This window comes from Herbaspirillum sp. GW822-FHT03A08 (genome assembly GCF_058801885.1).
Map to the genome: position 1 here is coordinate 539,983 of NZ_JBXANR010000001.1, position 22,981 is coordinate 562,963.

Consider the following 22,981-nt stretch of genomic DNA (forward strand, 5'->3'; position numbering starts at 1 on the left):
GCAGTCGTTTAGCTTATTTATCTGAATCATGCCAAATCCCAATCGCGGGTCCTGCGGCTTCCAATCCAACGAATTCGAGCAGGAATACGACCGTCCCTCCAAATCCCAACTGAAGCGCGAAATGACTGCGTTGCAGAAATTGGGCGAAGAACTGGTTGCCGAACCGCGCGACCGCGTCAAACGCGTGCCTATGCCGGAAGACGTGCGCGACGCCATTCTCGAATGCCAGCAAATCAAGGATCACGAAGGCCGTCGCCGCCAGATGCAATACGTCGGCAAGAAGATGCGCTCCCTGGATGAAGACGAGATCGCCGCCATCCAGCGCACCCTCGACAGCTGGCGCGGGCTTTCCAAAGCGGACACTGCGGCCATGCACGCGCTTGAGCGCCGCCGTGAAAAGTTGTTGAAAGACGACAATGCCCTCACCGAGTTGCTTGCCCAGCATCCTGATCTCGACGTGCAGCAGTTGCGCACGCTGATTCGCAATGCTCGCAAGGAACAGGCTGAAAACAAGCCGCCCAAGGCGTATCGCGAAATTTTCCAGATCCTCAAGCAATTGCAAGCCGCTTCGCGTGGCGCCAATGCCACAGAAGGTGACGGCGCGGACGAGTTGGAAGATGAGCAAGAAGACTGATCCGGACCAATTGCTGATCGGCCTGGTGTCGATCTCTGATCGCGCTTCCGGTGGTGTCTACGAAGACAAAGGCATCCCTGCCTTGCAAGACTGGTTCGGCGCTGCGCTGACCAGCCCCTGGCGCATGGAAACCCGCCTGATTCCCGACGAGCGCGCACAAATCGAAAAGACCTTGATCGAACTGGTGGATGACATCGGCTGCGATCTGGTGCTGACCACCGGCGGCACCGGACCTTCGCGCCGCGATGTGACGCCGGAAGCCACGCTGGCAGTTGCCACCAAGGAAATGCCCGGTTTCGGCGAGCAAATGCGCCAGATCAGCCTGCAATTCGTTCCTACAGCGATTTTGTCGCGTCAGGTCGCCGTGATCCGGGAAAGTGCTGACGGTACCGATCACGCCGCCCTGATCATGAATTTGCCCGGCCAGCCCAAGTCCATCAAGGAAACGCTGGAAGGCGTCAAGGACGCCGACGGCAAGCAGCTCGTACCCGGCATTTTTGCTGCCGTGCCTTACTGCATCGACCTCATCGGCGGCCCGTACGTCGAGACCAACGAGGCTGTGTGCAAGGCCTTCCGTCCCAAGTCGGCAATTCGCCCGGCGAAATAATTTACGCTTTTCCAGGCGGTTGAAAGTCAGATCGTTCGGGTGAGCCGGGAGCTCATCCCCGGCATGATGTATTTACGTGCGTGGTATCGCTTAGCGCGGACAGGTCAATTGATCCTGACCGCCACCGCACAGAGTCGCGCGGTTCAGCAGATCGAGATACTGCTGCAGCTTCTGCGGCGTAATGCGTAAAGGATTTCCCTTCAGTTCGTTCTCGGTTGCCGGCCGCCAGCCGAACTGCACCAGGAACAGATTCTTCGTTCCTTCAAAGACTGCAATCAGGCTGCCCTCGCCAAACGGCGCAGCGCTTCCCAAGCGGTCGCAAAAGCCGCCGCTGATGGAGTTGTAGACACCATTGGTCATGCTGTCTTTTTGCTTCATCGGCGTGAAATGGCCGGCGCAATTGCGCTGCGCGCTTTGCAGCACGCGCTGGACGATCTGCGTCGAAAGATGCGTACCGGCGCTGGCGTCCGCTGCGCCGCGCTGCACCGACATATAGCCTTCGCGCCAATTTTCGTGGGTCTCGTTCTGCGGCATGAATTCAACGACGTAGTCGCCGGTCGGACTGCCATTCATGTACGCCATACGCCAGCTTGCGGGCGGCTGCACGATCAGGTTCTCACCAAGCGGCTGAAACACGTTGCCCTCGAGCAGCGCCGCGTGCGACGGCATGGACATGATCAGACTTGTCTGAAGCAGCAACAAGGCCAACAATTTTTTCATCATGGTCTCCATTGAAACGGTGCAGAGATTTTCCGGCGATATCGTCGTATCATGGCGCTTTCCCACCCCAGAACGCTCTCCACAGCAAACCTGTATTGTGCACCAAAGCCGCACAATCCTGAACCGAAGAAAACGTCCATGTCCTCACAAGCCCCCCTGCTCCAGACCATCGAAATCGAAACCGCGCCCAACCCTACTGCCGCCGTCATCTGGCTGCACGGACTCGGCGCCGACGGCAACGACTTCGTGCCGATTGTGCGTGAACTCGATCTGTCGGGATCTCAACCGATTCGCTTCATCTTCCCGACCGCGCCGACCATGCCGGTGACAGTCAACGGCGGCTATGTGATGCGCGCCTGGTACGACATCTTTGGGCCGGACCTGGTCCGCCGCGAAGACGAGCCCGGCCTGCGTGCTTCGCAGGCGATGGTAGAGGCATTGATCGCCCAGGAAAAAGCGCGCGGCATTCCGGCTGAACGCATCGTGCTGGCAGGCTTCTCGCAAGGCTGTGCAATGACTCTGCAAACCGGCTTGCGCCATCCGGAGAAACTTGCCGGTCTGATGTGTTTGTCCGGCTACCTGCCGCTGGCTGGAACCATTGCCGCCGAAGCCAACGCCGTTAATCAGTCAACGCCGATATTCATGGCGCATGGCCGCCAGGATCCGGTCGTCGTGATGCAGCGCGCCGAGCAATCGCGCGACTTGCTGAACACATTTGGTTATCAGATTGAATGGCGCGAATACCAGATGCAGCACTCCGTCTGCCTGGAAGAAATTGAAGATATCGGCCATTGGCTGGCGCGAGTATTGCCGAAATAAGCGCACAGTAACAGATCCGACAGCGCCATGAAAAAAGCCTCCGACGCAAAACGCATCGGAGGCTTTTTTTATTGAAACAACAGCGATTGCTGCTTACATCGAATAACGCAGAGTCAACGCAACGTTACGCGGCGCACCCGGCAAGCTCAGGTTCGGACTGGTGCCGTGGCCGGAAACGATGTAGCCGGTGTTGAAGATGTTGTTGACATTCAGCTGTACCGAGTACTTTGCTGCCTTGTAGACGGCCATTGCATCGGCGGTGAAGTAGCCTGGCAACGTGACGGTATTTCCTGGATTGGCAAACCGGCTGCCTACTGCATTGGCGCCGCCGCCGACCGTGAAGCCGTAGCCAATGTCCTTGGTCAGCCACAGGTTGGCGCTGTGCTTGGGAGTCAGTGTTGCAGCCTTTCCTTTGAACGGGACGTTCGCCGGGCTGTTCACGCTTCCATCGACAGCCACGGACTCAATCACCTTCGCATCCAGGTAGGCATAACCGGCCAATACCTTCCAGCCTTGCTTCAGGTCGGCAGCGAACGTCACTTCAGCGCCGTCTGTACGTTGTTTTCCGACAGGGATGATCGTCGTCGTGCCAGGAATCGTCGCCTTCATGTTGTCACGTTCGAGGCGGAAGATCGACACGGTCGCATTGGCGCGGCCTTCCCAGAAATCGTACTTCGCACCGATTTCGGTATTGCGCGTATTTTCTGGTGCGAGGTCGGCATTGTTGGTCGCCAGCGGCAAGGTTTCACCCGACGGCTGGAACGAGCGGCTCCAGGACAAATAGTACGACTGCGTTTCGCTTGGCTGCCAGACCAAACCGGCACGCGGACTATAGGCATTATCGGTACGCGACAAATTGGCCGTGCTGGTCGTGACGACGCGCGATTGCTGCTTGAAGCTGTCATAGCGGATACCGAGCAGCGCCTTCCATTGATCGCTGAATGCGATCGTATCTTGCACATAGCCGGCCAGCGTGTCATAGGTGCCGAAGGTGCGATTGGTCACAGTCACCGCGCTTGGGTTGATGGTAGGCAGAACCGGATTGAAGATTGAGGTCGGTCCCGACGTCGGACCGGTGGAGCTTACCGAATCCTTGCTTTGCTGGCCGACTTCCACGCCATAAAGGATTTCATGTTTTGTGCCGGCAATCGTCAGTTTCTGTGTCAGTTCAGTCTGGTTGAACCAGCCGCTTTCGTCGCGGTACAACGCTGCATGGCCAAAGGCCATTGTGCGCGCCACTTCATTGACGTTGCCGCTGATATTGGTGTTGTTGCGGTTCAGCTTGTATTGGTAGTAGCGAAATGCATTGCGCAGCGACAGGCTGTCATTGAAACGATGAGTCAATGTTGCCGATGTCGATGCCACACGCGACTGGCTGAAGTCCGCGTCACGCGCATTGGCGGCGCCGTAGTATGTACCGGGATCGACGCTGACCGGCCGTCCTTGATACGACGGAATACCAAAGTCAGTCAAACGACGGTCTTCCAGATAATCCGCTTGCAACAGCAATTTGGTATCGGAAGAAAATTTGAACTCGACCGAAGGTGCAATTGCGGTGCGGTCGATGAATTGCTGTGCGCGATAACTGTCGGATTGCTCGCGTGCGCCGGTCAGGCGCCATGACACTGTCTCACCGCTGCGTCCCAGATCGATTTCCCCGCGACGGCCGGCAGTGCTGGTCAAACTGAGACTGACATCGGTAACGTCAACGCCCGGCTTCTTCGATACCCGATTGATCAGACCACCTGAGGAACCGCGTCCGTACAAGACAGCCGCAGGGCCTTTGATGACTTCCAGGCGCTCAACGTTGGACAGATCGCGGAAGTACAGCGCATCGTCACGGAAGCCATCGACGAATTGATCGCCGATCGCTGTAAAGCCACGGATGAACACCTGGTCGCGCTGCCCATCGCCGGTTGACAGTCCAACGCCCGGCACGTTTTTCAGGATGTCCTGCAAGGAGGTCGCGTGCTGGTCACGAATGACTTCAGCGGAGATCACATTGATGGTTTGCGGAATATCACGCAGCGGCGCTTCGCTTTTCGTGGCGCTGACGGATGTCGGCGCAACGTAACCGTCACGGGCCCCGCTGACCTGGACTTCAGGCAGGCTGCCGGCGGTCTGAGCAAAGGCGAGATTGGTTGCAATGGAAGTAAGCGACAGTGTTGTCAGGACAGCCAGATAACCCGGCTTGATGCGGAACTGCATGTAGACACCCAATTTAAATGTTAATAGTAATAATTCCTATTTATATTAACTTTTAAATGTAACTACTTGTAAAGATATTCTTACAAAATGCTGATTTTTATGAAATTGGATCGGGTATGTTGTACTTATGCAGCAAAAATAACTATTCGCAGCAATCGTTCAATTCGCATTTGCTGATCCGGCATTGCCCCAGAAAAACGCGTTTCGCCCCTGCTGAAAATCACTTGGCGGTAAAAACAAAAACGGCGCATTCCTTTCGAAATGCGCCGTTTTGCTTGGTGGCTTAGTTCTGCTGCTGGCCGGTCAGTTCAGATCAACGCTCCGACATCGCGTCCATGACGCACAAAGCGGTCATGTTGACGATACGGCGCACCGTTGCTGATGCGGTCAGGATGTGCACCGGCTTGGCGCAACCCAGCAGGATAGGACCGATTGCCACGCCATTGCCGGATGCTGTCTTAAGCAGGTTGTAGGCGATGTTGGCAGCGTCGATGTTTGGCATCACCAGCAGGTTGGCGTCGCCCTTGAGCGGCGAATCCGGCATGATTTGCGCCAGCAGTTTCGGATCGAGCGCGGTGTCGCCGTGCATTTCGCCGTCGGCCTCCAGCTCCGGAGCCTGTTCTTGAATCAGCTTCAGTGCAGTACGCATCTTGATGGCCGATTCGCTGTTGCTGGAACCGAAGTTCGAATGCGACAGCAGCGCAGCACGTGGATGCAGGCCGAAGCGGCGCATTTCTTCCGCAGCCATGATGGTGATTTCCGCCAGTTGTTCTGCTGTCGGGTTTTCATTGACGTGCGTGTCGACCAGAACCAGTTGGCGGCTTGGCAGAATGACGCCGTTCATGGCGGCGTAGACGTTGACGCCTTCACGCTTGCCCAGCACCTGATCGATGTAATGCAAGTGCAGTTGCGTGGTGCCGTAAGTACCGCAGATCATGCCGTCAGCATGGCCCTTGTGGATCGCCATGGAACCGATCAGCGTATGGCGGCGGCGCATTTCCAGCTTCGCGTATTGCTCGGTGACGCCACGACGCTTGGTCATTTCCAGGAAGGTCTGCCAGTAGTCGCGATAGCGGCTGTCGAAGTTCGGGTTGATGACTTCGAAGTCGACATTCGGACGCAGGCGCAGGCCGAACTTCTTGATGCGTTGTTCCAGCACTTCCGGACGACCGACCAGAATCGGCTTGGCCAGGCATTCGTCGACGATGACTTGCACCGCGCGCAGGATGCGCTCTTCTTCGCCTTCGGCAAAGACGATGCGCTTCTTGGCTTCCGGCGCTTTTTTCGCAGCCTGGAAGATCGGACGCATGAATGTACCGCTGTGATAAACGAACTGTTCCAGCTTTTCCGCGTAGGCGTTCATGTCCTGAATCGGACGTGCCGCCACGCCGGAGGTCTCGGCAGCGCGCGCAACCGCAGTGGCGATCTTGATCATCAGGCGCGGATCGAATGGCTTCGGAATGATGTATTCAGGGCCGAACGACAGATTGGTCACGCCGTAAGTCGCAGCCACGATGTCGGATTGCTCGGCTTGCGCCAGTTCGGCAATCGCGTGCACGGCGGCGATTTCCATTTCGCGCGTGATGGTGGTCGCGCCGGAATCCAGCGCGCCGCGGAAGATGTACGGGAAGCACAGGACGTTGTTGACCTGGTTCGGATAGTCGGAACGGCCGGTCGCGATGATCGCGTCGTCGCGCACTGCCATGACGTCTTCCGGCAGGATTTCCGGTGTCGGGTTGGCCAGCGCCAGCACCAGCGGACGCGGCGCCATCTTCTTGACCATGTCTTGCTTGAGCACGCCGCCGGCAGACACGCCCAGGAAAATGTCCGCGTCAGGGATGACGTCGGCCAGGGTGCGCGCATCGGTTTCGCGTGCGAAGCGTTCCTTGTCAGGATCCATCAGCTCGGTGCGGCCCTTGTAGACCACGCCGGCCAGATCGGTGACGTAAATGTTTTCAATCGGGAAGCCGAGGTCAACGATCAGGTCCAGGCAAGCCAGCGCTGCTGCACCCGCTCCGGAAACCACCAGCTTCACTTCTTTAATGCTCTTGCCGACGACCTTGAGGCCGTTCAGGATGGCCGAGCCGACAATGATCGCGGTGCCGTGCTGATCGTCATGGAAGACTGGAATCTTCATGCGGTCGCGCAGTTTGCGTTCGATGTAGAAGCACTCCGGCGCCTTGATGTCTTCCAGATTGATGCCGCCGAAAGTCGGCTCCAGCGAGGCGATGATGTCGCACAGCTTGTCCGGATCGGTTTCGTTGATTTCGATGTCGAAGACGTCGATGCCGGCGAACTTCTTGAACAGCACGCCCTTGCCTTCCATCACCGGCTTGGAAGCCAGCGGGCCGATGTTGCCAAGGCCGAGAACGGCGGTGCCGTTGCTGATGACGGCAACCAGGTTGCCGCGCGCGGTGTACTTGAAAGCGTTGGCGGGATCCGCAACGATTTCTTCGCAGGCTGCAGCGACGCCCGGGGAGTACGCCAGAGACAGGTCTCGTTGATTGGTTAATAGCTTGGTGGGCGTGACGCTGATCTTGCCCGGCGTTGGAAATTCATGGTACTCCAGCGCTGCCTGGCGAAGTTGCTGACGCACTTCTTCTTTCTTGCTGATCATCGAATCCATACTCTGCGTTCTCTTTTCTAGACTTGTCGAAGACCTGCGATTTTAGCAGAGGTCGGCTCGCTCTCATAGGGTGGATACTACTGATCTATGGCGCACCGCAGCATTCCGAGACCCAATACTGGTGCGGCTTCGGGCGCAAGTTGGTGCGCCCGGTTTCACCCGCAAAACAGGCCGGACAAAGGTCATACCAATCAATCTGCCGAAGAATTACCAGCATAAATTACCGGGAGTTGATGACGTATTCGTTACAATCATGCCCATGCTCTCCGAATTTGAACTCATCTCCCGTTATTTCACGCGTCCGTCTGCGCCGGACAGCCGCGCGGCGCTCGGCGTCGGCGATGACTGCGCCTTGCTCACCCCTGCGCCGGGCATGCAATTGGCAATATCGACCGACATGCTGGTCGAGGGCCGCCACTTCTTTCCGCATGCCGATCCCTATGCACTCGGACACAAATGCCTGGCCGTCAATCTATCGGATCTGGCAGCCATGGGCGCGCAGCCGATCGCGTTCACGCTGGCGTTCTCGCTGCCGGAAGCGCGCGAAGAATGGCTGGAGCCGTTCTCGCAGGGATTGCTGAAACTCGCCGACGAACACGGCTGCGAGCTGATCGGAGGCGATACCACCAAGGGACCGCTCAATATCAGCATCACGGTGTTTGGAGAAATCCCCTTCACGCAAGCCCTGCGCCGGGACGCCGCAAAAGACGGCGACGACATCTGGGTCTCCGGCACGCTCGGTGACGCGCGGCTGGCGCTGGCCGGCTATCGCCGTGAACTCACACTAGCGGCGGAGGCGCACCACATTGCAGCACAACGCATGCACCAACCGACCCCACGCGTTGCGCTCGGCATGGCGCTGCGCAACATCGCGCATGCCGCCATCGATATCTCGGACGGGCTCGCCGGTGATCTCGGCCACATCCTCGAACGCTCCCGCGTCGGTGCGCGCCTCGACGCAGATGCTTTGCCTCCCGGCGCGATCCTGAAGCAGCACGCGCAAGACCTGCGCCGCCGCTTCACGCTCTCCGGCGGCGACGATTACGAGCTGTGCTTCACCGCACCGCAAAGCCGCCGCGAACAAGTCCTCGCCGCTGCCGAGAAAACCGGCACCGAGGTCACCCGCGTCGGCGTCATCGAATCTATGCCGGGCCTGCGCCTGGTGGATGCCGGCGGCGAGCCGCTGGATCTTGCACTGACTTCTTTCGACCATTTCACCACATGACAACAACAATAGAACCGGGCCGGAAGGCGCAACTCAATAAGTCCGTGCGACCGACTGCGCGCTTCATGCTGACGCATCCGGCGCATTGGCTCGCACAAGGTTTTGGCAGCGGCCTGTCGCCGATCATGCCCGGTACCTCCGGCACTTTGTTCGCGTGGCTGGCGTATGCCGTGCTGACTGTGCGCTGGCCCGCCATCTTTACGCCGCTGGCCTGGCTGCTCATTATCGGTGCGGGTTTTTTCGTGGGCGTCTGGGCTTGCCATCGTACCGGCCGCGATCTGGGTGCGCCGGATCACGGCAGCATGGTGTGGGATGAAATCATTGCCTTCTGGCTGGTGCTGGTCTTGCTGACGCCGGCCGATCTGGCAACGCAATGCTGGGCCTTCGTCTGGTTCCGTTTTTTCGATATGGTCAAGCCGCCGCCGATTGCATATTTTGATCGTCGCTTCAAAGGCGGCTTCGGTGTGATGTGGGATGACATCGTCGCAGCGTTTTATACCTTGCTCGTATTTGCTTTCTGGCGCTCCATGTAAGATCGTGAACAGGTTTTAAAGAGCTTCCAACAAGAGTATGCTTGGCACATGAGAGTTACCTCTCATCACACGTTGACCACCACCCGCCAACAACGAAGGATGACATCAACATGGACACCTCGACAGACCTCGCCGCACGTGTGGGCCAAGCGCTCAAAGCCAGGAAGTTGCTGCTTTCGACCGCAGAATCCTGCACCGGCGGCGGCGTAGCACAAGCCATCACAGAAATCGCAGGATCGTCGGAATGGTTCGACTGCGGCTTCGTAACCTATTCCAACGTCTCGAAAAATGAATTGCTGGATATTTCGGAAGCGTTGATCGCCCAGCACGGCGCCGTCAGTGAAGAAATCGCCGCCGCCATGGCAGAAGGCGCGATTGCCAACAGCAGCTCGGATGTGGCCGTCTCCACTACCGGTATCGCCGGCCCCGGCGGCGCAGTCCCCGGCAAACCTGTAGGCACGGTCTGCTTCGGCTGGAAGGTCGGCGATCAGACTTTCACTGAACGCCTGGTATTCGCCGGTGACCGTCAGGCCGTGCGCGAACAGGCTGTCGTGCATTCATTGCAAGGCTTGCTGCGCATGCTGACCTGAGCGGCGGCGTTATCATCAACACCTGACGCATGCACATGCCGGACGTAAAAAGAGCCGCTACGACCTGACTGATCGTAGCGGCTCTTTTGTCTCTTGATGACGCTTAGCGGTTTAGGCGGTACATCTCAACGATACTGATTGATCGCATCACGCGTTTCCAGCGCCACGCGGCGTGCCGCGGCTGCGTAGTCTTCGCCGTCTTCCGGTTTTGCATACAGGATCGCACGCGAGGAATTGATCATCATGCCTGCGCCGTCGGCTGTTTTGCCGGACTTGACGGTCGCAGCCACATCGCCGCCCTGCGCGCCGACTCCCGGCACCAGCAAAGGCATGTCGCCAATGATGCTGCGCACCTGCGCCAGTTCTTCCGGGAAAGTCGCGCCGACCACCAGGCCGCACTGACCGTTGGTGTTCCACTTGTCCGCTACCAGACGCGCCACATGCTGATACAGCGGCACGCCGTCGACATTCAGAAATTGCAGATCGGAACCGCCTGCATTGGAGGTGCGGCACAACACGATGGCGCCGCGATCCTTCCACTCCAGATACGGCGCCACCGAATCGAATCCCATGTACGGGCTCACCGTCACCGCATGTGCGCCGTAGCGTTCAAAGGCTTCGCGCGCATATTGCTCGGCGGTAGCGCCGATGTCGCCGCGTTTGGCATCCAATACGATAGGGATATGCGGATAACGGGTGCGGATATAGCTGCAGATTTCTTCCAGTTGGTCTTCAGCGCGCAAGGCGGCGAAGTAAGCAATCTGCGGCTTGAACGAACACGCCACGTCAGCGGTGGCGTCAATGATGCCCTTGCAGAACGCCAGAATCGCGTCCGGCTGGTTCTTCCATTCCGCCGGAAATTTCGTGATATCCGGGTCCAGACCGACGCACAGCAGAGAATTGTTGGCCTTCCACGCAGCGGATAATTTTTCGATAAATGTCACAGGAAACCTTAGTACTTTAGTATGCAAAGATGCGACATTGTAACGCGACCGCGCCGAAAACCCGGTATTTGACGCCTCCTCTTGCGCAATTTGACGGCAGTGCTTGACGTCCTTCGAAGGACTGATCACAGTAGCGAATGTGTTAATTTTCGAGAGAAATACAATGAAAAAATGGTTCGCATGGCTGGCTATCGCCGCTTCCGTATTGACCCTGAGCAGCTGCGGCTACAACGACTTCCAGGCCAAGGACGAAGCCACCAAGGCCGCCTGGAGTGAAGTCGTCAATCAATACCAGCGCCGCGCCGACCTGATTCCTAATCTCGTCAATACCGTCAAGGGCTATGCCGCGCACGAGAAAGACACGCTGGAAGCCGTGACCAAGGCGCGCGCCGCCGCCACCAGTTTCCAGATCACACCGGAAGTATTGAACAATCCCGAAGCCTTCAACAAATTCCAGCAAGTCCAGGGCCAGTTGTCGTCAGCCTTGTCGCGCCTGATGGCAGTGTCGGAAAACTATCCTCAGCTCAAGGCCGACACCGGCTTTCGTGATCTGCAATCGCAACTGGAAGGCACCGAAAACCGCATCACCGTAGCCCGCCAGCGCTACATCGCCTCGGTTCAGGAATACAACGTGCTGGCGCGCAGCTTCCCGACCAACATCACCGCCAAGATCTTCAGCTATCCGGTCAAGCCGTCCTTCACCGTTGAAAACGAAAAGGCCATTTCCACTGCGCCTGCCGTCAACTTCGGCAAGTAAGCAAGTAAGTTTCCCTATGCCGTCTTTTCGCGCCCTTCCGGCGTTCTTTCTGAGCATCCTGCTTGCCGGTTTTCTGCAACTTGCCGGCGCGCAGGATTTTGTCGCCGTTCCGGCGCTGAGTTCGCATGTGATCGACCAGGCGCACATGCTGGAGGAACAGCAACGCCGCGCGCTGGATCAGGTGCTCGCTGAATATGAAACACGCACCGGCAGCCAGATCGCCGTCCTCCTGATTTCCAGCACTGCGCCGGAGGCCATCGAGCAATACGGCATCCGCGTCGCCGATGCCTGGAAGCTCGGCCGCAAAGGCATCGACGACGGCGTCATCCTGATCGTTGCCAAAGACAATACCAAAGCCTTGCGCCGCCTGCGCATCGAAGCCGGACGCGGTGTGCAAGGCAGCCTCACGGATGCGAAATCGAAACGCATATTGGAGGACGTCATCGCCCCGCACTTCCGTCAGAACGATTATTACGGCGGGCTCGCAGCAGGCGTATCTGCACTGACCAGCTTGCTGGACGAAGAACAGTTGCCGGCGGCGGAGAAAAGCAAACAAGCCGCGGCGGACGAAGATAACGGCTGGCTGGGATTGATTGTCATCGTCGTTTTTCTGGCGGTTTTTTTCGGCGTGCTGCTGTTCGTACGGCGCCGCCCTCGCAACAGCCTCAACAACAACGACTGGGGACACACGGCAGGCGTCATCATCGGCAGCATTCTGAGCGATGCCGTCCAGAGCCGTGGCGGCCGTAGCGGCGGCTTTGGCAGCGGAGGAGGTTTTGGCGGCGGTTCGAGCGGCGGCTCAGGCGGTGGACTTTCGGGTGGCGGCGGCAGTTTTGACGGCGGCGGCGCCTCGGGAGACTGGTAATGGCTAAATTCAATCGCCTGCTCAAGCATGTCTTCGCCACACGCAATCAGGCGCGAAGTTTGTTTCCGCGCGCTACCTTACAGGCTGTTCAAGCCGGCATCGCCGCCGGCGAAAAACAGCATCGTGCTGAAATCCGTCTCATTGTCGAAGCAGCTTTGCCGCTGACAGCCGTGTTGCGTGGCGAGTCTTCACGCGCCCGTGCGCACGAGTTGTTTTCACACTATCGGATATGGGATACGGAAGAGAATTGCGGCGTCCTGATCTACATCAATGTCGCCGATCACAAGGTCGAGATCCTGCCCGATCGCACCGTCGGCAAGGCACTCAAGCGCGACGACTGGCATGCAGTGTGCATGACCATGACCAATGGCTTTGCAAGTAAAAATTATCATGACAGCCTGCTGCAAGCTTTGGCTCAACTCAACGACTTGCTTGGCGAACATTTCCCCAATCAGGACAAGTACAAGAATCAACTGCCTGACCGGCCATTGATACTCTGAAAAACATGGCCGTAAAAACTGCCGCCCTCTTCCCTTGCGCATGAGGGCGGCCGGACAGATCACTGCACACTACATCAACCCTTCTCAAACACCCACTGCAGCAAGGCATCCTGCGCAGCCTGGCCGAATGGTGCGTTGGGGTGATTGATCAGGCACACCACGACGTACATTTTTCCCGATGCCGCCTGCACGAAGCCGGCAACCGAACGCACGTCATTGAGCGAGCCGGTCTTGATGTGTGCCTGCCCCGCCACGCTTTCGCTGCGCAAGCGCTTGCGCATGGTGCCGTCGTAGCCGACCAGCGGCAGCGACGCGACATATTCCGGCATCACCGGTGAATGAAACGCCGCCACCAACACCTGGCCCAGCGTGTTCGGCGCTACGCGTTCATTGCGCGACAGGCCTGCGCCGTTCTCAATCACCAGTTCATCGGCGCCGATGCCTTTGCCGGACAACCAGTTGCGGATCGCGCTCGCACCGCGTTGGGTGCTGCCGGGCGCTTGCGATGCTTGCGCACCGATGGTCAGCAAAAGCTGGCGCGCCATTACGTTGTTGCTGTATTTATTGATGTCGCGGATGACTTCCGGCAAGGCCGGCGATTGCCATTCTGCGAACAGACGCGCGACAGGCGCCACGTTGCCCGGCACGATCTTGCCGGAGATCGTGCCGCCAAGTTCAGTCCACATCTGGCGCAGCACGCCGCCAAAATATTGAGTTGAGTTCATGCGGTAAGGATGGATATACCAGACCTTTTCACCGCAAACAGCAGGATAGCTGCCATTGAACGCCGCGGCACTGGCGCCTGCGTCGGCTTGCAGCTTGCCTTGCCAGTCACCGCAGATCGTTTCCTTCGACAACCGCGGCGCCGTCAGGGTATAGCCGGCCAGCGGCGGTTCCATCGTCACGTTGACTTGGCCCGTCACTTCATCCGGCAAAAAGCGCAAAGCGATGGTTTTGTAGTTCAGCAGCAAGGCATCCGGGCCGACGTTATACGGCTTTTGCGGATCGCCGTCGAACTGCGCAGGATCGTAGACGTTATCCTCAAACACACTGCGATCCAGCACCACATTGCCGCGAATGTCACGCACGCCCTTGGCGCGGATCTGGCGCAGGAACATCCAGAAATTTTCCATCACCAGCTTGGGGTCGCCGCTGCCTTTGATGCTAAGGTCGCCGGTCAGCACGCCGCCGCTGAGTGCGCCCTCGACATAGGCCTGCGTCTTCCAGTTGAAGGTGGGGCCCAGCAACTCCAGCGCCGCGTCGGTGGTAATCAGCTTCATCACCGATGCCGGGTTGAACGGCGCCGCAGCGTTATAGGCCAGCACGGGGCGTGCAGCATCGACTTCCTGAACAAAGACGCCGACATTTTTAGTGGGAATTTTCGCCTGCTTAAGCGCCGCGTTCATGACCAGCGGCAGTTCCTGCGCGGTCGCGGGAGAGATCGTTGCTACGCTGCAAACAGTTGTGATGACAAATGCCAGGGTCCGGAATTCTTTAAAAATCTGCATAACACGCCAATCAGAGAGGAATCGGCATTATAAGTCTGTCCTTGCGCGTATTTATGTGTACATTCCATCGCCCCATTCTGGTGAACCGTCGACTTATGTTGTAACCTAGCTATATTGGTTCAACGCAAGTTACGTAACAGCTTCATTATTTGTTACGCCGTGGCACTGTCTGCACCCTGCCCTTGATTACTCTATTGCCGCCGAGACCCTTGCTCACCATGCCCTCGCCCAGACCTCGTTCCCGAAGCGATAAATCGCGTGCGCGAACGGCATCGTTTTTTTCGTTCAAACGGGCGCAGCGCGCTTTCGGCGACTCCCCCTCGCCGGAAGAACTCATCGGCAAAGGTGTGCGTTTCGTCAAACGCATCTACATGCTGCGCGTCATTGGCTTGTCGATCGGTTTTTTCTGCGTCGCCGCTGCTTTCCTGCAAAACCCGGTCGGCTGGCCGCTTTGGGCCCTGTTGATATTCCACGGCTACATCTGGCCGCATGTGGCCTATCGCGTGGCGCTCAACAGCAAGATCCCTTATCGCGCAGAACGTATGAACCTGGTCGCCGACACCGGATTCGGCGGCTTCTGGATCATTGCAATGCACGGCAGTCTGGTGCCAAGCGCGGTCATCCTCGCCATGCTGTCGATGGACAACATCGCCGCCGGCGGCACCAGGCTGTTTCTGCGCGGCTTGCTGGGCAGCGTCTTCGGCGCGCTGATCGGCCTGCTGTTGCTTGAGTTCCGGTTTGCGCCGGAGGCTGATTTGTACACCGTCGTCGCCTGTCTGCCGATGCTTGCGCTCTATCCGCTGGCGCTGGGTAAATCAACCTACGACATGTCAAAAAAACTGGCGGAACGTTCACGCGAATTTGAAACCGTCAGCCAGCAAGACGGCCTCACTGGCCTGCTCAACCGGCGTTACTGGGAGTCCTTGCTGATCGAAGAATTCGGTATCTGTCACGAAAAAAAACGCAGCTCATGTCTGCTGCTGCTCGACATCGATCACTTCAAAAATATCAACGACACGCACGGCCATCTGGTCGGTGATGAAGTGCTGAAGAATTTTGCGCAGCTGCTGAAAGAGAACCTGCGCGCGAATGACCTCATCGGCCGCTACGGTGGCGAAGAGTTCGTCGTCATTCTGCAAGATATCAGCCTGCGCGAAGCGGAGACGCTCGCCGCCCGCCTGATCGCGCAGGTACGCCAGCATCGCAACGCGGAGAACATGTTGTGGGGGTGCACCATCAGCGCGGGACTGGTGAGTTTTCACAGCGATATGGAGGCCCACTATTCGTGGCTGCAACGCGCCGATCATGCGATGTATCAGGCTAAGGATCGCGGGCGCGATTGCCTGGTGGTGGAAGGCAGCTAAAACTCATTTCACAAATAAAAAGGCCGCCGCGTCATCTTAGGGGAAGACGCAACGGCCTCGCAATCAAAGGTGGAACGCCCGACGAGTCTCTGGAGTCGATTTATACAAATGCGCACTCCCTCCGGCGTTCCAGCCACCGCCACAGAATCGGATATTGATCCGCAGCGAACGAGCAAGAAAGCTCGTTAAATTAGCACTGGCAGTACCTCCAGCACTAAAAGCGCAATCAGTGCTCCACCTAGGGCACCGATTCCACGCAATACCGTCCTCACAAATTTCGACGCTACCGGCACTTCACCGAATAACACCAACCCGGCAAACGCCATCGGCAAAAAGAACATGAGATTATTGGTGACGATATTCGGCATGATTTTTGTCTCCTACATGTTTTCTTTATGATTTGAGTATAGGCCGCTTGCTGCATAAAACAAGGGCAGTTTCGAGGCGGCACGTCCCGCAGTGCACAACCGGCGCGCCATTTGAACCGGTGCCTGAACCGATCCGCCATCTCTGATTGTTGTTAAATGGCCTTGACCATGCCGAAAGCCCGGGGGTAGAATCCGCCCGTTCTTATTTTATGGAGTCCCTTTCATGGGCACTTGTTCGAGTGATAGTTGTTGCCGGGAAATTACCCGGCTCGCCTCGGCAAGATAACGCAGGACTTCTCCCTGCCGTCATCTTGCATGAGCAGATGATGGCATCCGGCATCCGCCGCTTCAGGCGCATGTCCTTACCACCAGACAACACAGACTGACGCGCCTCCTTGCGGGCGCGGCAATTGGCGTTCGCGTCGTTGCCGATCCCGTGGCGCAGCTCTTTTCCGGCAGTGCGTGTTTTTTCAACACCACACCTACCGGTAAGAATCCGTTCATGACCGACCTTCGCTGGTATGGTGTGGACGGTCCATGCCGTCAGCAGAACAGATGTCGACGAAAGCGGCTTCGCAACCTTAACCTGCGGAGTCCTTATGCCCTCTTTACTTCCGAATTAATGGCGTCTCTGCCACCGCTGTCATCGATATGTCAGGAGGATTCGTTACAGTTTGACGCTTTCTCATTTTTCCCCCTTCGATGACTGCACGAACCGGACTGCCGCGCGCTATCCGGCCCAGTACTGCAAACTGTTGCAAAGAAAAAGAGCTTCATCATGAATCTGGATCTGTTGAAAGAAACCTTCGCTAGCTTCATCCGTGCACGCGGCATGGATCGCCATTTCCGCCGTCTCGGCGTGGACATGTTCCGCAGCTCGCCGACCACCAAGGAAGTCCCGCAAACCGTAGCGCAAAGCCTGGTGAGCGCCTCCCAGACCGAACTGCCGGAATTGCTGAAGAGCCTGGGCTCCCGCGCCGACGGCCTGACCGAGCAAGAAGCCGACGCCATCCGCGCCGAAGTCGGCCCGAACGAAGTCGAGCACGAAAAGCCGCTGACCTGGTGGGTCCATCTGTGGCACTGCTACAAGAACCCGTTCAACCTGCTGCTGACGGTACTCGCCGCCGTGTCGTACTACACCGAAGACATGAAGGCCGCCATCGTGATCGGCACCATGGTGGTCGTGTCGACGCTGATGCGCTTCGTGCAGGAGTCGCGTTCCAACACCGCCGCCGACAAGCTCAAGGAAATGGTCAGCAACACCGCGACCGTGATCCGCCATGACATCGTCGCCGACATCGCTGAAGAAGCACAACGCTACTTCGACGTCACCCTGCATCCCAAGGGCGCCAAGCGCATCGAGTTGCCGATCAAGAAGCTGGTGCCGGGCGACATCGTGCAGCTGTCTGCCGGCGACATGATTCCGGCCGACCTGCGCCTGCTGTCGGCCAAAGACCTGTTTATCAGCCAGGCCGCCATGACCGGCGAATCGCTGCCGGTGGAAAAATTCGCCGAGCATCGCGGCGTCGACGCCAGCAACCCGCTGGAACTGGACAACCTCTGCTTCATGGGCACCAACGTGGTCAGCGGCTCGGCCACCGCCGTGGTCCTGACCACCGGCAAACGCACTTATTTCGGCGCGCTGGCCGAGCGCGTCACTGCCACCGATCGCACACCGACTGCATTCCAGTCGGGCGTGAACAAGGTCAGCTGGCTGCTGATCCGCTTCATGCTGGTGATGACGCCGATCGTGTTCTTCATCAACGGCTTCACCAAGGGCGACTGGGTTGAAGCCTTCCTGTTCGGCCTGTCGATTGCGGTCGGCCTGACGCCGGAAATGCTGCCGATGATCGTCACTTCGACGCTGGCCAAAGGTGCTGTCGCGTTGTCGCGCAAGAAGGTCATCGTCAAGCGCCTGGATGCGATCCAGAACTTCGGTGCGATGGATGTACTGTGCACCGACAAGACCGGTACGCTGACGCAGGACAAGATTTTCCTCGAACGTCACACCGGCATCCTCGGCGAGCCGAACGACGAAGTGCTGCAATACGCCTATCTGAACAGTTTCTACCAGACCGGCCTGAAGAACCTGCTCGACGTCGCGGTTCTGGAACACGCCGAACTGCAACGCGAAATGTCGATCGCCTCGGCCTATCGCAAGGTCGATGAAATCCCGTTCGACTTCCAGCGCCGCCGCATGTCAGTCGTGGTCAGCGAACGTGAAGATCACCATGAGCTGATCTGCAAAGGCGCCGTCGAAGAAATCGTCTCGATCTGTACCCATGCACGCAACAACGGCGAGATCGTGCCGTTCACGCCGGAACTGCTTGCCGAGATCAAGGAAACCACCGCCAGCCTGAATTCCGAAGGTCTGCGTGTGGTGGCGGTAGCCGCCAAGGACCTGCCGCCGACCAAGGAAACCTACAGCGTCGCCGACGAATCGGATCTGGTGCTGATCGGTTACATCGCCTTCCTCGATCCGCCGAAGGAATCGACCGAACCTGCGCTGGCTGCACTGCGCGAACACGGTGTCACCGTCAAGATCCTGACCGGCGACAACGAGCTGGTGACTGCCAAGATCTGCCGCGAAGTGGGCCTCGAAGTCGAAGGCATGCTGCTCGGTTCGCACGTGGAAAAAATGAGCGACGAAGAGCTGTCTGTCGCCGTCGAGAAGACCACCGTCTTCGCCAAACTCAGCCCGACCCACAAGGAACGCATCGTGCGCGTGCTGCACGACAAGGGCCACGTGGTCGGCTTCATGGGCGACGGCATTAACGATGCGCCGGCATTGCGCGCCGCCGACATCGGAATTTCGGTCGACACCGCGGTCGATATCGCCAAGGAAGCCGCCGATCTGATCCTGCTGGAAAAGAGCCTCATGGTGCTGGAAGAAGGCGTGCTGGAAGGCCGCAAGACCTTCGCCAACATGCTCAAGTACATCAAGATGACGGCCAGTTCCAACTTCGGCAATGTCTTCTCGGTGTTGGTGGCGAGCGCCTTCCTGCCCTTCCTGCCGATGCTGCCTTTGCATCTGCTGGTGCAGAACCTGCTGTACGACGTCTCGCAGATTTCCATCCCGTTCGACAATGTCGACAAGGAATTCCTTGAGAAGCCGCAACGCTGGAATCCGGGTGAAATCGGCCGCTTCATGGTGTTCTTCGGTCCGATCAGCTCGATCTTCGACATCAGCACCTTCGCCCTGATGTGGTTCGTGTTCGGCGCCAATTCACCGGACCATCAAACCCTGTTCCAATCGGGCTGGTTCATCGAAGGCTTGTTGTCGCAGACGCTGATCGTTCACATGATCCGCACCAAGCGCATTCCGTTCATCCAGAGCCGCGCTTCGTGGCCGCTGATGGGCATGACGCTGATCATCATGTGTATCGGCATCATCCTGCCAATGTCGCCGCTGGCCAGCTACTTCAAGTTGCAGGCACTGCCGCTGAGCTACTTCCCGTGGCTGCTGGCAATCCTGATCGCTTACGGCGCGCTGATCCAGCTGATGAAGAAGTGGTATACCAACCGCTACGGCTGGCAATAAATTACTAAGTAGTTGAGGATGTAAAAAAGGGATGTGTGCAAACACATCCCTTTTTACTTTGTGTGCGATGCTTTCGATCAGCTGGTCAGGCTCGCCGCGATATTGATCGACAGCCCCAGAATCGCCGCATTGAAGAGAAAGCCGATCACTGAATGCGCCAGCACGGTCTTGCGCAAGGAGCGCGTCCCGACACACACGTCGGAGGTCTGCACCGCGACGCTGATGGTGAAAGAGAAGTAGAGGAAGTCCCAGTAATCGGGATTTTTTTCGCCGTCGGCAAAACGCAGAGGCGGTTCGGCATCATCGTCTTCGCCATAGAAGAGCCGCGCATAGTGCAAGGTGAACATGGTGCCGATCAAAAACCAGGATCCCAGCACGGTGCCGCCGGTGAAGGCATAGCGCAGCAGCTTGTGCTCGCCCAGATGCGATGCGCCGGCCAGTTCAACGATGATGGCGGCAAGGCTGGCGATGGCCGCAACGCACACCATGACCAGCACCAGTTGCGCGCTCTCGTCTTCAGTCTCGGCCAGACGTTTGACGTCGGCTGCTTTGGCGCCCAGCATCATGAACCAGATCGACAGCAGATAGCACAAGACCCCGGCGTTCCACCCGACCAGCAAACGAGTGGTGGTTTCGCCCGCGGGCCACAACAGAAATCCCAATACGCCGATGACAACGGCAACCAGCAGACGCGGATGAACCTGAACAATGTGACGGGCTACGGACATGGTGGAAACGAGTAGTTGAGTTGCTGTCACCTTACCATGACTGTGGAGCAAACTTCTTATGGGGACACTGCATTCGACGCAAATACCGTAGCCCAAAATTCTTCACATTTGTTGCCGTCGTCCCGGCGAACGCTGGGACCCAGTGCCGTGGCTACGGTTGATACGACCCTGGGTCCTGACTTTCGTCAGGACGACAGACCGTCCAAGTCAATGACGAAGAATTGCATCAGGATCCTATGCTTATCTTCTTGGCGCGATGCCTTCGGCCACCTGTTGCGCTTCTTCAAACGATTTGAAGCCGGTGATGGCGAAGCGATTGCCGCTGAGCGGCGCCGATACCACCGGCGCTGTCAGCACTTCTCCGTTGATCATTACCGCCATGCGCTGCCGTAGCAGCACGCGGGAGGCCGAGCCCATCCGGATGGTGCCGGCAGGCGTCATCTGGATGATGATCAGGACTTGCCCGCCGAGGTCTTTCTTGGCATTGGCCAGCGCCACGTCGGAATTGTCCAGCAACACTTCCGGCGCGACATATACCGTGGTGCCGGGATCATCAAGCAAGTTGGCTTTTTGCCAATCCGGACTTTCCGTCAGGCTGGCGGCATGAATTTCAAACCGGGTGGATTGCGAATAACCTGTTGCGCAGGCGGCAAGACCGGCGCACAGGATGGATGCGGCGACAACTTTTTTCGCATGAGAAACAAATACCATCAGAACTCATGCTCCTTCAATGCCCGCTCGGCGCGTTGCCTGGCATTATCCAGCGCTTCCTGCAGGGTACCGAACAAACCAGCGGGGATATAGGTTTCGGCGATTTCAGGTTCGCGCGTGAGGCGCACGAAGACTTGTGCTTCAAAAACGTCATCGTCTTTTTTTACCGCATCAAAACGCGCGATATGTGTACCGCTTTGTAGTACTTGCTCCGTCATAAAACCTCCATCAATGTCGATACAGGGATTGGACAGAGGCATCTCGAACTGGTTCGAGATAATTCCTTCAAACAAGGAAGATGAAAAACGAGATGTGCGTAGAAACCGCTATGCGTCTACTTTAACGCCGTGCGGAAAGCGCACCGTAAACACTGTGCCGCAGTCTTCATCGCCCGATGTCAGTGTGATCTCACCGCCATGATCCTTGGCGATGTCGCGCACGATGGCCAGGCCGAGACCGCTGCCGGATATCTTGTCATTGACACGATAAAATCGATCGAAGATCAGTTCGCGATGTTCCGGCGCAATGCCTGGGCCGGAATCTTCGACAGTCAGCAGCGTCGCATCTTCGTGCTCGCGGCAACTGACGGTCACAGTACTCTGCGGCGGCGAATAACGTACGGCGTTGTCGACCAGGTTGTCGATCAGGTCGCGCAACATGAAGCGGTCGCCCTTCACGCGCGCCGGCTGCAGATCGAAGCCGAGGTCGATCTGTTTCTTGTCGGCCTGTTCGATGAAATGCTGCACCGATTCTTCCACCAGTTTGTCCAGCGAAAGTTCTTCCAGATGCGTCGGCTTGAAGCGGCTCGGTTCAGCGCGCGCCAGCGCCAGCAACTGATTGCTCTGACGCACCATGCGCTCCACCGACGAGGTCATCAACTCGGTCGAATGCGCCGTTTCCGGCTCGGCCGCGTGACGCTGCTGCAGCCACTCCAGCTGCAGGCGCAAACCGGTCAGCGGCGTGCGGATCTGATGCGCCACATTGGCCAGGAAATTCTGCTGCGCCGTGGCTCCCTTGCGAATGTTGTCGAGCAGGCTGTTGATCGCCCTGACCACCGGCGTCAGTTCTTCCGTAGTCTGCTCAACGTCAATCGGCGTCAGATTGTCGCGATTGCGTTGGTCGAGATTCTGTTGCAGTTCGCGCAGCGGATGCAGTCCCTTGTTGACCGCCACCAGCACGATGACGATGGAGAACGCCGTCAGCACGCCGTCGAGCAGCAGCAGCGAAATCAGGATGACGTAGTGGGTCTGGTTGCGCTTGCGGAAGGTCTCCGCAATGCCGATGTAGATGGGCGTGCGTTCGATACTGACATACAAGGCGGCAATCCGGACCTGTTCACCATTCATGACGCCATCGTAAGTCACCGGCTCATTGGCTTCGGCAATCTGATTGACCGCAGGAAAATTGTGATCGCCGGCCAGCGTTTCGCCGTTGGCGTCGCGCACCACGAAGTACATGGTGTCGAAATGATCCGAGCGCAGCATCTGTTCGGCTTGCTTGGTCAGCTCCAGAGAAGTCTTGCCGCGCACGCGCTTGATCTGCGAGGTCAAGGCCCAGGCGGCGTCGGTAATACTCTGGTCAAAGGCGTCTTGCGCCGGCAGCCACGCCAGCCAGTAGGTCAGGCCGGCGCCGATCAGATTGACCGCAAGCAGAGGCGCAATCAGCCATTTCAACAGATTGAATTTGATGCTGTGACGCATGACCTTGCGGGTCGGATTGGAGGCAGACGACCG

Annotated in this window: 21 protein-coding genes; 11 read left to right on the top strand and 10 right to left on the bottom strand. The window is 57.9% G+C overall.

Going from position 1 to position 22,981, the window contains the following annotated elements:
• Positions 1 to 28: 28 nt before the first annotated feature.
• Both yjgA and mog read left to right on the top strand, forming a co-directional pair.
• The gene (gene yjgA / locus AC1RN6_RS02580) at positions 29 to 634 is read left to right on the top strand and encodes a ribosome biogenesis factor YjgA (RefSeq protein ID WP_493002817.1); all 606 of its coding nucleotides are present in this window, start codon (positions 29 to 31) and stop codon (positions 632 to 634) included.
• Positions 618 to 1,241 (top strand): molybdopterin adenylyltransferase, encoded by a 624-nt coding sequence (mog, locus tag AC1RN6_RS02585; RefSeq protein ID WP_493002818.1) that lies wholly within the window; start codon positions 618 to 620, stop codon positions 1,239 to 1,241. Before yjgA ends, mog begins: the two co-directional genes overlap by 17 nt.
• A 90-nt stretch (positions 1,242 to 1,331) precedes the next feature.
• Here the strand turns inward: mog and AC1RN6_RS02590 are convergent, their stop codons facing one another.
• Positions 1,332 to 1,961 (bottom strand): hypothetical protein, encoded by a 630-nt coding sequence (locus AC1RN6_RS02590; RefSeq protein ID WP_493003497.1) that lies wholly within the window; start codon positions 1,959 to 1,961, stop codon positions 1,332 to 1,334.
• Between the two features lie 138 nt (positions 1,962 to 2,099).
• Here AC1RN6_RS02590 and AC1RN6_RS02595 point away from each other — a divergent pair, with 138 nt between their 5' ends.
• A complete protein-coding gene (locus tag AC1RN6_RS02595; protein WP_493002820.1) occupies positions 2,100 to 2,780 on the top strand; it encodes an alpha/beta hydrolase in 681 nt (226 codons plus the stop codon).
• 93 nt (positions 2,781 to 2,873) lie between these two features.
• Here the strand turns inward: AC1RN6_RS02595 and AC1RN6_RS02600 are convergent, their stop codons facing one another.
• Together AC1RN6_RS02600 and AC1RN6_RS02605 are read right to left on the bottom strand one after the other, a co-directional pair.
• Positions 2,874 to 4,988 (bottom strand): TonB-dependent receptor, encoded by a 2,115-nt coding sequence (locus AC1RN6_RS02600; protein WP_493002821.1) that lies wholly within the window; start codon positions 4,986 to 4,988, stop codon positions 2,874 to 2,876.
• Positions 4,989 to 5,301: 313 nt separating this feature from the next.
• Positions 5,302 to 7,614 (bottom strand): NADP-dependent malic enzyme, encoded by a 2,313-nt coding sequence (locus tag AC1RN6_RS02605; protein ID WP_493002822.1) that lies wholly within the window; start codon positions 7,612 to 7,614, stop codon positions 5,302 to 5,304.
• A 259-nt stretch (positions 7,615 to 7,873) separates the two neighbouring features.
• On the opposite strand from AC1RN6_RS02605, the gene thiL reads away from it, so the two are divergent.
• The 3 genes from thiL (at position 7,874) to AC1RN6_RS02620 (ending at position 9,962) form a co-directional block, all read left to right on the top strand.
• Entirely contained in the window at positions 7,874 to 8,839 is a 966-nt protein-coding gene (thiL, locus tag AC1RN6_RS02610; RefSeq protein ID WP_493002823.1) for a thiamine-phosphate kinase, read from the top strand.
• Entirely contained in the window at positions 8,836 to 9,372 is a 537-nt protein-coding gene (locus AC1RN6_RS02615) for a phosphatidylglycerophosphatase A family protein (protein WP_493002824.1), read from the top strand. Before thiL ends, AC1RN6_RS02615 begins: the two co-directional genes overlap by 4 nt.
• A 110-nt stretch (positions 9,373 to 9,482) precedes the next feature.
• Positions 9,483 to 9,962 carry a CinA family protein gene (locus tag AC1RN6_RS02620; RefSeq protein ID WP_050475787.1) on the top strand — a complete coding sequence of 160 codons (480 nt, stop codon included), beginning with the start codon at positions 9,483 to 9,485 and terminating at the stop codon, positions 9,960 to 9,962.
• Between the two features lie 125 nt (positions 9,963 to 10,087).
• Here the strand turns inward: AC1RN6_RS02620 and pyrF are convergent, their stop codons facing one another.
• Complete coding sequence (gene pyrF / locus AC1RN6_RS02625) at positions 10,088 to 10,906, bottom strand: orotidine-5'-phosphate decarboxylase (RefSeq protein ID WP_493002825.1); 819 nt, start codon at positions 10,904 to 10,906, stop codon at positions 10,088 to 10,090.
• 163 nt (positions 10,907 to 11,069) lie between these two features.
• On the opposite strand from pyrF, the gene AC1RN6_RS02630 reads away from it, so the two are divergent.
• The 3 genes from AC1RN6_RS02630 to AC1RN6_RS02640 are packed head-to-tail and all read left to right on the top strand — an operon-like array spanning position 11,070 to position 13,028.
• Entirely contained in the window at positions 11,070 to 11,663 is a 594-nt protein-coding gene (locus AC1RN6_RS02630; protein WP_493002826.1) for a LemA family protein, read from the top strand.
• Between the two features lie 16 nt (positions 11,664 to 11,679).
• Positions 11,680 to 12,528 carry a TPM domain-containing protein gene (locus tag AC1RN6_RS02635; RefSeq protein ID WP_493002828.1) on the top strand — a complete coding sequence of 283 codons (849 nt, stop codon included), beginning with the start codon at positions 11,680 to 11,682 and terminating at the stop codon, positions 12,526 to 12,528.
• Positions 12,528 to 13,028 (top strand): TPM domain-containing protein, encoded by a 501-nt coding sequence (locus AC1RN6_RS02640; RefSeq protein WP_493002830.1) that lies wholly within the window; start codon positions 12,528 to 12,530, stop codon positions 13,026 to 13,028. Before AC1RN6_RS02635 ends, AC1RN6_RS02640 begins: the two co-directional genes overlap by 1 nt.
• 74 nt (positions 13,029 to 13,102) lie before the next feature.
• Here AC1RN6_RS02640 and dacB read toward each other — a convergent pair whose 3' ends face one another.
• The gene (gene dacB, locus AC1RN6_RS02645; protein ID WP_493002831.1) at positions 13,103 to 14,536 is read right to left on the bottom strand and encodes a D-alanyl-D-alanine carboxypeptidase/D-alanyl-D-alanine endopeptidase; all 1,434 of its coding nucleotides are present in this window, start codon (positions 14,534 to 14,536) and stop codon (positions 13,103 to 13,105) included.
• A 218-nt stretch (positions 14,537 to 14,754) separates the two neighbouring features.
• Between dacB and AC1RN6_RS02650 the strand changes: the two genes are divergently transcribed.
• On the top strand, positions 14,755 to 15,900 hold the full coding sequence (locus tag AC1RN6_RS02650; RefSeq protein WP_493002832.1) for a diguanylate cyclase: 1,146 nt from the start codon (positions 14,755 to 14,757) through the stop codon (positions 15,898 to 15,900).
• A gap of 185 nt (positions 15,901 to 16,085) precedes the next feature.
• Here AC1RN6_RS02650 and AC1RN6_RS02655 read toward each other — a convergent pair whose 3' ends face one another.
• Positions 16,086 to 16,268 carry a hypothetical protein gene (locus AC1RN6_RS02655; RefSeq protein ID WP_007880411.1) on the bottom strand — a complete coding sequence of 61 codons (183 nt, stop codon included), beginning with the start codon at positions 16,266 to 16,268 and terminating at the stop codon, positions 16,086 to 16,088.
• 778 nt (positions 16,269 to 17,046) lie between these two features.
• On the opposite strand from AC1RN6_RS02655, the gene mgtA reads away from it, so the two are divergent.
• Positions 17,047 to 19,809 carry a magnesium-translocating P-type ATPase gene (mgtA, locus tag AC1RN6_RS02660; protein ID WP_493002833.1) on the top strand — a complete coding sequence of 921 codons (2,763 nt, stop codon included), beginning with the start codon at positions 17,047 to 17,049 and terminating at the stop codon, positions 19,807 to 19,809.
• A 77-nt stretch (positions 19,810 to 19,886) separates the two neighbouring features.
• On the opposite strand, the gene AC1RN6_RS02665 is transcribed toward mgtA, so the two are convergent.
• The 4 genes from AC1RN6_RS02665 to AC1RN6_RS02680 form a co-directional block, all read right to left on the bottom strand.
• Positions 19,887 to 20,537, bottom strand: coding sequence for a DUF1345 domain-containing protein (locus AC1RN6_RS02665; RefSeq protein ID WP_493002836.1), 651 nt, complete (start codon positions 20,535 to 20,537; stop codon positions 19,887 to 19,889).
• A 240-nt stretch (positions 20,538 to 20,777) separates the two neighbouring features.
• On the bottom strand, positions 20,778 to 21,248 hold the full coding sequence (locus tag AC1RN6_RS02670) for a SecDF P1 head subdomain-containing protein (RefSeq protein WP_493002837.1): 471 nt from the start codon (positions 21,246 to 21,248) through the stop codon (positions 20,778 to 20,780).
• Positions 21,248 to 21,508: a hypothetical protein gene (locus tag AC1RN6_RS02675; RefSeq protein WP_493002838.1), complete on the bottom strand. Its 261-nt coding sequence runs from the start codon at positions 21,506 to 21,508 to the stop codon at positions 21,248 to 21,250. Before AC1RN6_RS02675 ends, AC1RN6_RS02670 begins: the two co-directional genes overlap by 1 nt.
• A gap of 66 nt (positions 21,509 to 21,574) precedes the next feature.
• Complete coding sequence (locus tag AC1RN6_RS02680) at positions 21,575 to 22,948, bottom strand: sensor histidine kinase (RefSeq protein ID WP_493002839.1); 1,374 nt, start codon at positions 22,946 to 22,948, stop codon at positions 21,575 to 21,577.
• Between the last annotated feature and the right edge of the window lie 33 nt (positions 22,949 to 22,981).

Bases quoted from the DNA above. Each gene is read 5' to 3' on its own strand.
- mgtA (WP_493002833.1), top strand. From the start codon at position 17,047: ATGAATCTGGATCTGTTGAAAGAAACCTTCGCTAGCTTCATCCGTGCA.
- AC1RN6_RS02635 (WP_493002828.1), top strand. From the start codon at position 11,680: ATGCCGTCTTTTCGCGCCCTTCCGGCGTTCTTTCTGAGCATCCTGCTT.
- yjgA (WP_493002817.1), top strand. From the start codon at position 29: ATGCCAAATCCCAATCGCGGGTCCTGCGGCTTCCAATCCAACGAATTC.
- AC1RN6_RS02615 (WP_493002824.1), top strand. From the start codon at position 8,836: ATGACAACAACAATAGAACCGGGCCGGAAGGCGCAACTCAATAAGTCC.
- AC1RN6_RS02680 (WP_493002839.1), bottom strand. From the start codon at position 22,948: ATGCGTCACAGCATCAAATTCAATCTGTTGAAATGGCTGATTGCGCCT.
- AC1RN6_RS02650 (WP_493002832.1), top strand. From the start codon at position 14,755: ATGCCCTCGCCCAGACCTCGTTCCCGAAGCGATAAATCGCGTGCGCGA.
- AC1RN6_RS02670 (WP_493002837.1), bottom strand. From the start codon at position 21,248: ATGGTATTTGTTTCTCATGCGAAAAAAGTTGTCGCCGCATCCATCCTG.
- AC1RN6_RS02595 (WP_493002820.1), top strand. From the start codon at position 2,100: ATGTCCTCACAAGCCCCCCTGCTCCAGACCATCGAAATCGAAACCGCG.
- AC1RN6_RS02590 (WP_493003497.1), bottom strand. From the start codon at position 1,961: ATGAAAAAATTGTTGGCCTTGTTGCTGCTTCAGACAAGTCTGATCATG.
- AC1RN6_RS02655 (WP_007880411.1), bottom strand. From the start codon at position 16,268: ATGCCGAATATCGTCACCAATAATCTCATGTTCTTTTTGCCGATGGCG.
- thiL (WP_493002823.1), top strand. From the start codon at position 7,874: ATGCTCTCCGAATTTGAACTCATCTCCCGTTATTTCACGCGTCCGTCT.
- dacB (WP_493002831.1), bottom strand. From the start codon at position 14,536: ATGCAGATTTTTAAAGAATTCCGGACCCTGGCATTTGTCATCACAACT.
- AC1RN6_RS02675 (WP_493002838.1), bottom strand. From the start codon at position 21,508: ATGCCTCTGTCCAATCCCTGTATCGACATTGATGGAGGTTTTATGACG.
- AC1RN6_RS02665 (WP_493002836.1), bottom strand. From the start codon at position 20,537: ATGTCCGTAGCCCGTCACATTGTTCAGGTTCATCCGCGTCTGCTGGTT.
- AC1RN6_RS02605 (WP_493002822.1), bottom strand. From the start codon at position 7,614: ATGGATTCGATGATCAGCAAGAAAGAAGAAGTGCGTCAGCAACTTCGC.
- mog (WP_493002818.1), top strand. From the start codon at position 618: ATGAGCAAGAAGACTGATCCGGACCAATTGCTGATCGGCCTGGTGTCG.
- AC1RN6_RS02620 (WP_050475787.1), top strand. From the start codon at position 9,483: ATGGACACCTCGACAGACCTCGCCGCACGTGTGGGCCAAGCGCTCAAA.
- AC1RN6_RS02630 (WP_493002826.1), top strand. From the start codon at position 11,070: ATGAAAAAATGGTTCGCATGGCTGGCTATCGCCGCTTCCGTATTGACC.
- AC1RN6_RS02640 (WP_493002830.1), top strand. From the start codon at position 12,528: ATGGCTAAATTCAATCGCCTGCTCAAGCATGTCTTCGCCACACGCAAT.
- AC1RN6_RS02600 (WP_493002821.1), bottom strand. From the start codon at position 4,988: ATGCAGTTCCGCATCAAGCCGGGTTATCTGGCTGTCCTGACAACACTG.